Here is an 8,183-nt window from a genome sequence, read left to right as displayed (position 1 = left end):
ACCCCCCCCCCCCCCACGCCCACCGCTTCGCGTGCGGCGCACCGCGCCCCCCCCCCCCCCCCCCCCCCCCCCCCCCCCCCCCCCCCCCCCCCCCGGACCGCTTGAGCGAGCCGCCCCCTCTCGTTACCCTCCGGTAAGTACGGGGGGACGCGGCCGGACGACCGGCTGCCGCCCCGCGACCCGAGGGAGGCGGCACGCCCATGTCCTCAGCGGAGCCCACCGAGCAGCCGAGCCCACCCGTCCGACCGCACCCCGGCCTCCGCCCCTCTCCGGCCTCCGCCCCCGCGCCGCTGCCGGGGCTCGCGGAGAGCGCGCGACTGCTCGCCGAAGGCGGCGCCACCTCCACCGCGCTCGTCGCCGCCGCGCTCGCCCGGATCGAGGCGGCCCAGCCCACCCTCAACGCCTTCCGCCACCTGCGCGCCGAAGCGGCCCTCGCCGAAGCCGCCGCCGCCGACCGCAGGCTCGCGGCGGGGGAGCGGCTGCCGCTGCTCGGCGTGCCGGTCGCGGTCAAGGACGACACCGACGTGGCGGGCCTGCCCACGCACTTCGGGTGCGACGGCGAGCTGCCTCCGGCAGCCGCCGACAGCGAGGCGGTCCGCCGGCTGCGCGCCGCGGGAGCCGTCGTCGTCGGCAAGACCAACTCCTGCGAACTGGGGCAGTGGCCCTTCACCGAAGGGCCCGCGTTCGGCGTCACCCGCAACCCCTGGAACCGCGCGCACACGCCGGGGGGCTCCTCCGGCGGATCGGCGGCGGCCGTCGCCGCCGGGCTCGTCCCGGCCGCCCTCGGCTCCGACGGCGCGGGGTCCGTGCGCATCCCCGCGGCCTGGACGCACCTGGTCGGCATCAAACCCCAGCGGGGCCGCGTCTCGCTCCACCCGCACAGCGACGCCTTCCAGGGGCTCGCCGTCAACGGCCCCCTCGCCCGTACGGTGGCCGACGCCGCGCTGCTGCTGGACGCGGTCGCGGGTCCGCACCCCGAGGACCCGCACCGCCCGCCCCCCGTCCGCGCCGCCGAGGCCGCCCGCCGCGATCCGGGCCGGCTGCGCATCGCCCTCGCCTGGCGCCCCCCGCTCACCCTCACCGGCGCGGCCCCCGACCCCGAGGTGCGCCGGGCCGTCACCGATCTGGCGGAGGCCCTCGCCCGGCTCGGCCACCACGTCGAGGAGGCCCGCCCCCGGTACGGGCTGATCGGCCTCGCCTTCGTCCCGCGCGCCACGGCGGGCGTCGCCGAATGGGCCGCCCGCCACCCCGACCCGGCCCTGCTCGACCCGCGCACCCGCAGCGCCCTGCGGACCGGGACCCGCCTCGGCGGCCGCGCGGTCCGGGCCGCCCGCGCCCGCGAGGTGCGCCAGCACCGCAGGATCGGGGCCCTCTTCGACGCCTCCGGGTTCGACGTGCTCCTCACCCCGACCACGGCCGCCCCGCCGCCTTTGATCGGCCGGTTCGACCGCCTGAGCGCCTGGCGCACCGACCTCGCGATGACGGCGGCCTGCCCGTACGCCTGGCCGTGGAACGTCCTCGGCTGGCCCGGAGTGAACGTTCCGGCGGGCTTCACCCGCGGCGGGCTCCCCGTCGGCGCCCAGCTCCTCGGCCCCTCCCGCGCCGAGGAGCGGCTGATCGCGCTCGCCGCCCAACTGGAGAGCGACCGGCGCTGGTACGAGCACCGGCCGCCGACCCCGTAGCGGCGGCCGCCGAAGCACCGCGAAGCCGTACGGGGGTCTTGTGGAGGCCGGGGCGGCGAAGAGATATCTTGATGTCAAGCAATGTTGCAGACGTGGAGCGGAGCATTCGGTGACTGACTCGACCATCATCTATACGCACACCGACGAGGCCCCTGCCCTGGCGACCTACTCGCTCCTGCCCGTCGTCGAGGCCTACGCCTCGACCGCAGGGGTCACGGTGGAGCGCCGTGACATCTCCCTCGCGGGGCGGATCATCGCCAGTTTCCCGGAGCGGCTGAAGGCCGAGCAGCGTATCGATGACGCACTCGCCGAGCTGGGCGAGCTGGCCAGGACCCCCGGTGCGAACATCATCAAGCTGCCGAACATCTCGGCGTCGATCCCGCAGCTCAAGGCCGCGATCGCGGAGCTCCAGGAGCAGGGCTACGCCCTTCCGGACTACCCGGACGACCCGCGGACCGACGAGGAGCGCGACATCCGCGCCCGCTACGACAAGGTCAAGGGCAGCGCCGTGAACCCGGTGCTGCGCGAGGGCAACTCCGACCGCCGCGCCCCCGCGTCCGTCAAGAACTACGCCAAGGCCCACCCCCACCGCATGGGCGCCTGGTCGGCCGACTCCAGGACGAACGTGGCCACCATGGGCGTCGACGACTTCCGCTCCACCGAGAAGTCCGCCGTGATCGCGGAGGACGGCGAGCTCCGCATCGAGCTGCACGGCGACGACGGCGCCACCACCGTCCTGCGCGAGTCGGTGCCCGTCCTCGAGGGCGAGGTCGTGGACGCGGCCGTCATGCGCGTCGCCGCGCTGCGGGAGTTCTTCACCGCGCAGGTCGCCCGCGCCAAGGCCGAGGGCGTGCTGTTCTCCCTCCACCTCAAGGCCACCATGATGAAGGTCTCCGACCCCATCATCTTCGGCCACGCGGTCCGCGCCTTCTTCCCGAACACCTTCGCCAAGTACGGCGACGCGCTCATCGCCGCCGGCCTCACCCCCAACGACGGGCTGGGCGGCATCCTCAAGGGCCTGGACGCGGTGCCGCACATCGGCGCCGAGATCAAGGCGTCCTTCGAGGCCGAGCTGGCCGAGGGCCCCGCCCTCGCGATGGTCGACTCCGACAAGGGCATCACCAACCTCCACGTCCCCAGCGACGTCATCGTGGACGCCTCCATGCCCGCCATGATCCGCACCTCGGGCCACATGTGGGGCCCCGACGGCAACGAGGCCGACACCATCGCCGTCCTGCCGGACAGCAGCTACGCCGGTGTCTACCAGGTCGTCATCGACGACTGCCGCGCCAACGGCGCCTTCGACCCGGCGACCATGGGTTCGGTGCCCAACGTCGGCCTGATGGCGCAGAAGGCCGAGGAGTACGGCAGCCACGACAAGACCTTCGAGATCCCCGCCACCGGCACCGTCCGCGTCGTCGACGCGAACGGCGCGGTCGTGCTCGAGCAGGCCGTCGGCGCCGGCGACATCTTCCGGATGTGCCAGACCAAGGACGCGCCCATCCAGGACTGGGTCAAGCTCGCCGTCACCCGCGCCCGCGCGACCGGCGCGCCGGCCGTGTTCTGGCTGGACGAGGGCCGCGCCCACGACGCCAACCTCATCGCCAAGGTCACCACGTACCTCGCCGACCACGACACGGACGGCCTGGACATCTCCATCAGGACGCCGGAGGAGGCCACCGCCTTCTCCCTGGAGCGCATCCGCCGCGGCGAGGACACCATCTCCGTCACCGGCAACGTGCTGCGCGACTACCTCACCGACCTCTTCCCGATCCTGGAGCTCGGCACCAGCGCGAAGATGCTCTCCGTCGTCCCGCTGATGAACGGCGGCGGCCTCTTCGAGACCGGCGCGGGCGGCTCGGCCCCCAAGCACGTGCAGCAGCTCGTCAAGGAGAACTACCTGCGCTGGGACAGCCTGGGCGAGTTCCTCGCCCTCGCGGTCAGCTTCGAGCACCTGGCCACCACCACGGACAACGCGCGGGCCAAGATCCTCGCCGACACCCTGGACCGGGCCACCGGCACGTTCCTCAACGAGGACAAGTCCCCGAGCCGCCGCCTCGGCGGCATCGACAACCGCGGCAGCCACTTCTACCTGGCCCTCTACTGGGCGCAGGAGCTGGCGCGGCAGACCGAGGACGCCGAGCTGGCCGAGGCGTTCGCGCCCCTCGCCAGGACGCTGGCCGAGAAGGAGGAGGCCATCATCGCCGAGCTGGTCGCGGTGCAGGGCTCCCCGGCCGAGATCGGCGGCTACTACCAGCCCGACCCGGCGAAGGCGGCCGCGATCATGCGCCCGTCCGCCACGTTCAACGAGGCGATCGCGAGCCTCGTCTGATCCGACGCGCCAGGGGGCGTCCGCCCGTCGCGGACGCCCTCCCGTCGCCGCTCCCGCCCCGGCAGGCCCCGAGCCCGCCGGGGCGGTCCGCGTTCGACCGCGTACGGGGCCGGGGCTACGGCACGCGGGCCGTCCACTCCGGGGCGGCGAACTTGGTGCGTACGAGCTCCTCGGCGCGAGCCAGCTCGGCCTCCGTGACGCTGCCCTCGGTCAGCCCGTGGCGCCTGCGGAAGGAGTCGATCATGCGCTCGATGACGACCTGGCGGGGCAGCCCCGTCTGCCGCCGCAGCGGGTCGACGCGCTTCTTCGCGGATCGGGTGCCCTTGTCGGACATCTTCTCCTTGCCGATCCGCAGGACCTCCAGCATCTTGTCCGCGTCGATGTCGTACGCCATGGTCACGTGGTGCAGCACCGCCCCCGGCCCGCCGTCCGGCCCGACCACCCGCTTCTGCGCCGCGCCCGCGATCTTGCCGACCTCGGTGGCGATGTCGTTGAGCGGCTGGTACCACGCCTTGATGCCCATGTCGGCCAGGGCTTCGAGGACCCAGTCGTCCAGATAGGCGTAGCTGTCGGCGAACGAGAGCCCGGAGACCAGGGACTGCGGGACGGCCAGCGAGTAGGTGATGGTGCTGCTCGGCTCCGCGAACATCGCGCCACCGCCGGAGATCCGGCGTACGACGTTCACGCCGTGCCGCTCCGCACCCGCCGGGTCGACCTCGTTGCGCAGCGACTGGAAGCTGCCGATGATCACGGCGGGGGAGTCCCACTCCCAGACCCGCAGCGTCGGCGGTCGCCGCCCCGCCGCGACCTCGGCGGTGATGACCTCGTCCAGCGCCATGTGCAGCGCGGGCGACTGGGGCGCGTCGTGGATCAACCGCCAGTCGTAGTCGCTCCACTCCGTGGCCTGTGCCAGCGCCCGGCGTACGGCGGTGGCGACGCCCTCCGCGCTCAACCCGAACATCACCGTGGACTCGGGCAGCGCCGCCTCGATCCGGGCCGCGAGCCCGGCCGTTCCGGTGTTGGCCGGCGCGCCCTCCAACGCGGAGTCGATCGCCAGGATCGCCTCGTCCGGTTCGAGGAAGAAGTCCCCGGCGACCCGGACGTTCCGCAGCGCCCCGCCCTCCACGTCCAGGTCCACCACGACCAGCTTGCCGCCGGGAACCTTGTACTCACCGTGCACAGCCCTGCCTCCAGCTCCAGTAGCGGAGCCCGGCTCGGCGATGAGCCGGACACAACCGGCCATAACGCGCACAGCCCGCCGATTCATCCCCGCACCGCCCGGCACACCGCTCCCGACCGGTGAATGGGGCTCGGGGAGCCGGTCGCGTCAGGGAGAATCACCGCCATGAGCGACGCACCGCGGCACATCCTCGTCATCGGCATGGGCGCCGGGGACCCCGACCACCTCACGCTCGCCGCGGTGAAGGCCATGCGCCGCGCCTCGGTGTTCTTCGTCCTCGACAAGGGCCGGGAGAAGGAGTCGCTGGTCCGGCTGCGGAGGGACGTCCTGGACGCCCACCTCACCGGGCCCTACCGGATCGTGGAGGCCGACGACCCGTGGCGCGACCGCGCCCAGGAGGACGGCGCGCGCTACGCCTCGGCCGTGCACGACTGGCGCCGCCGCCGCGCCGACCTCTGCGAACGGCTCATCTCGGAGGAGTTGGCGCCCGGCCAGTGCGGCGCCTTCCTGGTGTGGGGCGACCCGTCCCTGTACGACAGCACCCTCGCGGTCCTGGAGGACATCCGGGGCCGGGGCGCCGTGGAGTTCGGGCACGAGGTCGTCCCCGGCATCAGCAGCGTCTCCGCGCTCGCCGCCCGCCACCGCGTCACCCTGAACCGGGTCGGCCGCCCCGTACGCATCACGCCCGGCAGGCGGTTGGCCGAGGGCTTCCCGCAGGACGAGGACGGCGACGTCGTCGTGATGCTCGACGGCCACGAGACCTTCGGCCACCTCACGGGCCGGAACCTGTGGATCTACTGGGGCGTGTACATCGGCACCCCGGACGAGATCCTGGTCTCCGGCCCGCTCGACGAGGTCGCCGAGCGGATCAGCCGCCTGCGCGCGGAGGCCCGCGAGCGGCACGGCTGGATCATGGACACCTATCTCCTGCGCCAGGGGGCGGCGGGCGCGGAGGGCTGACCGTGCGGCGAACCGGCGACGGCGGGCCGGGGCGGGGGCCGGGGAACCGGCGGCCGGCACGGATCGCGGCCGCCGTCGAGGCGGGTGCGGCGGCGGCCGCCGCACCGCGTCGTCGAACCGGTCGGAGCTCAGCTCCGGGACTCGTGCGCCCGGATCACTCCGAGTCCGTGCCCGAGGCTCGGGCACTCGGCGCTCAGGTCCTTCCCGCGCACCAGGTAGTTGGCCACCCGTCCGTCCGTGGCCCGCTCGACGGCCCGGTACAGCGTGCCGTTCACGGTGATCGTCCAGTCGTCGCCGTCCTGGGCCCACCCGACTGTCTTCTTCATACAGCGCATCCCTCGATCGTCGCCGCCGTCGGTCGGCGGCCGTGTATTGGGAAGAACAACGGCTTGTGACGCTCTGCGGTTCCTGCTTCGTTACGCCGTTCGGTTACATCTGGGTCACCGCCTGCACCCATTCGAGGCGGCGGACCTGACCAGGGATCAGGGAGCGTATGACGACAGGTCGAACGGGGGTGGAACACGGCCCGCCCGGCGGCCGCTCCCCGCATCGCGCGCCCGCCCCGATCGCCGTCCGGGTGTGGCTGCGGGCCGCGCGGTGGGGTGCACCGTGCGGCCCGCGGCGGGGTGGGTCTGTGTGTGGGTCAGCCCTTGCGGGTGTTGATCTCGTCGGTGAGCTGGGGCACGACGGTGAAGAGGTCGCCGACGACGCCGTAGTCGACGAGGTCGAAGATCGGGGCCTCGGGGTCCTTGTTGATCGCGACGATCGTCTTGGAGGTCTGCATCCCGGCCCGGTGCTGGATCGCGCCGGAGATCCCCGAGGCGATGTACAACTGCGGCGAGACGGACTTCCCGGTCTGCCCGACCTGGCTGGTGTGCGGGTACCAACCCGCGTCCACCGCCGCGCGCGAGGCGCCCACCGCGGCGCCCAGCGAGTCCGCGAGCGCCTCGATCAACGGGAAGTTCTCCGCACCGTTGACCCCGCGCCCGCCCGAGACCACGATCGCCGCCTCGGTCAGCTCCGGGCGCCCCGTCGACTCCCGCGCCGCACGCGAGGTCACCCTCGTGCCCCGCGCCCCCTCGCCGAAGGACACCGCGAACTCCTCGACCGCGCCCGCGGCCGGGGACGGCTCCACCGGCGCCGAGTTCGGCTTCACCGTGATCACCGCGACCCCGCGCGAGACACGGGACCTCGTCGTGAACGACGCCGCGAACGCGGACTGCGTCGCCACCGGACCCTGCTCACCCGCCTCCACGTCCACGGCGTCGGTGATCACACCGGAACCGATCCGCAACGCCAGACGGGCCGCGACCTCCTTGCCCTCCGCCGAGGACACCACCAGCACCGCCACCGGCGAAACAGCCTCCACCGCCGCCCGCAACGCGTCCACCTTCGGCACCACGAGGTACTCCGCGAACTCCGCGGCCTCCGAGGCCAACACCCTCACCGCACCGTGCTCACCCAGCACCCCGGCCGTCGCCGACGCACCCGCGCCCAACGCCACCGCCACCGGATCACCCAACCGACGCGCCAGCGTCAGCAACTCCAACGTGGGCTTGCGGACCGCACCGTCCACATGATCGACCAGAACCAGAACCTCAGCCATGACAACGCACTCCAGACGAGAAGAGAGACAACAGGAAAGAAGGGAACGACAGGGGGGGAACCAGCGGGCCGAACCACCCGCCGCCCCACCGGGAACACCCGGTCAGATGAACTTCTGGCCCGCCAGGAACTCCGCGAGCCGCCTACCGCCCTCGCCCTCGTCCTTCACGACCGTGCCCGCCGTCCGCGCCGGACGCTCGACAGCGGAATCCACCGCCGTCCACGCACCCGCCAGACCCACCTCGTCCGCCTCCAGACCCAGATCCCCCAGGTCCAACGACTCCACCGGCTTCTTCTTCGCCGCCATGATCCCCTTGAACGAGGGATAACGCGCCTCACCCGACTGGTCCGTCACCGACACCACCGCCGGCAACGACGCCTCCAACCCCTCCGAGGCCACATCACCATCACGCCGCCCCGACAC

The 8,183-nt window shown here is 73.2% G+C and carries 7 protein-coding genes; 3 read left to right on the top strand and 4 right to left on the bottom strand.

Annotated features, from left to right (window positions below):
* Window positions 1–200: 200 nt before the first annotated feature.
* Window positions 201–1,682, top strand: a complete 1,482-nt coding sequence (locus tag ACZ6EJ_RS27590) for an amidase (protein WP_469270905.1) — start codon at window positions 201–203, stop codon at window positions 1,680–1,682.
* Between the two features lie 109 nt (window positions 1,683–1,791).
* Window positions 1,792–4,014, top strand: a complete 2,223-nt coding sequence (locus tag ACZ6EJ_RS27585) for an NADP-dependent isocitrate dehydrogenase (protein ID WP_469270904.1) — start codon at window positions 1,792–1,794, stop codon at window positions 4,012–4,014.
* 115 nt (window positions 4,015–4,129) lie between these two features.
* Here ACZ6EJ_RS27585 and ACZ6EJ_RS27580 read toward each other — a convergent pair whose 3' ends face one another.
* Window positions 4,130–5,194: a lipoate--protein ligase family protein gene (locus tag ACZ6EJ_RS27580; RefSeq protein ID WP_469270902.1), complete on the bottom strand. Its 1,065-nt coding sequence runs from the start codon at window positions 5,192–5,194 to the stop codon at window positions 4,130–4,132.
* Between the two features lie 165 nt (window positions 5,195–5,359).
* Here ACZ6EJ_RS27580 and cobF point away from each other — a divergent pair, with 165 nt between their 5' ends.
* Complete coding sequence (cobF, locus tag ACZ6EJ_RS27575; RefSeq protein WP_469270901.1) at window positions 5,360–6,154, top strand: precorrin-6A synthase (deacetylating); 795 nt, start codon at window positions 5,360–5,362, stop codon at window positions 6,152–6,154.
* Window positions 6,155–6,282: 128 nt separating this feature from the next.
* Here the strand turns inward: cobF and ACZ6EJ_RS27570 are convergent, their stop codons facing one another.
* From ACZ6EJ_RS27570 to ACZ6EJ_RS27560, 3 genes are all read right to left on the bottom strand, one after another.
* Window positions 6,283–6,480 (bottom strand): hypothetical protein, encoded by a 198-nt coding sequence (locus tag ACZ6EJ_RS27570; RefSeq protein ID WP_469270899.1) that lies wholly within the window; start codon window positions 6,478–6,480, stop codon window positions 6,283–6,285.
* Window positions 6,481–6,797: 317 nt separating this feature from the next.
* Window positions 6,798–7,760 carry an electron transfer flavoprotein subunit alpha/FixB family protein gene (locus ACZ6EJ_RS27565; RefSeq protein ID WP_469270898.1) on the bottom strand — a complete coding sequence of 321 codons (963 nt, stop codon included), beginning with the start codon at window positions 7,758–7,760 and terminating at the stop codon, window positions 6,798–6,800.
* A gap of 102 nt (window positions 7,761–7,862) precedes the next feature.
* Window positions 7,863–8,183, bottom strand: a 321-nt coding sequence (locus tag ACZ6EJ_RS27560; RefSeq protein ID WP_469270896.1) for an electron transfer flavoprotein subunit beta/FixA family protein, incomplete at its 5' end; no start/stop codon positions are given.

The organism is Streptomyces sp. NPDC041970 (assembly GCF_055588985.1).
Note: the sequence above shows the minus strand (reverse complement) of the source record. Positions and strands in the feature narration are given on the sequence as shown.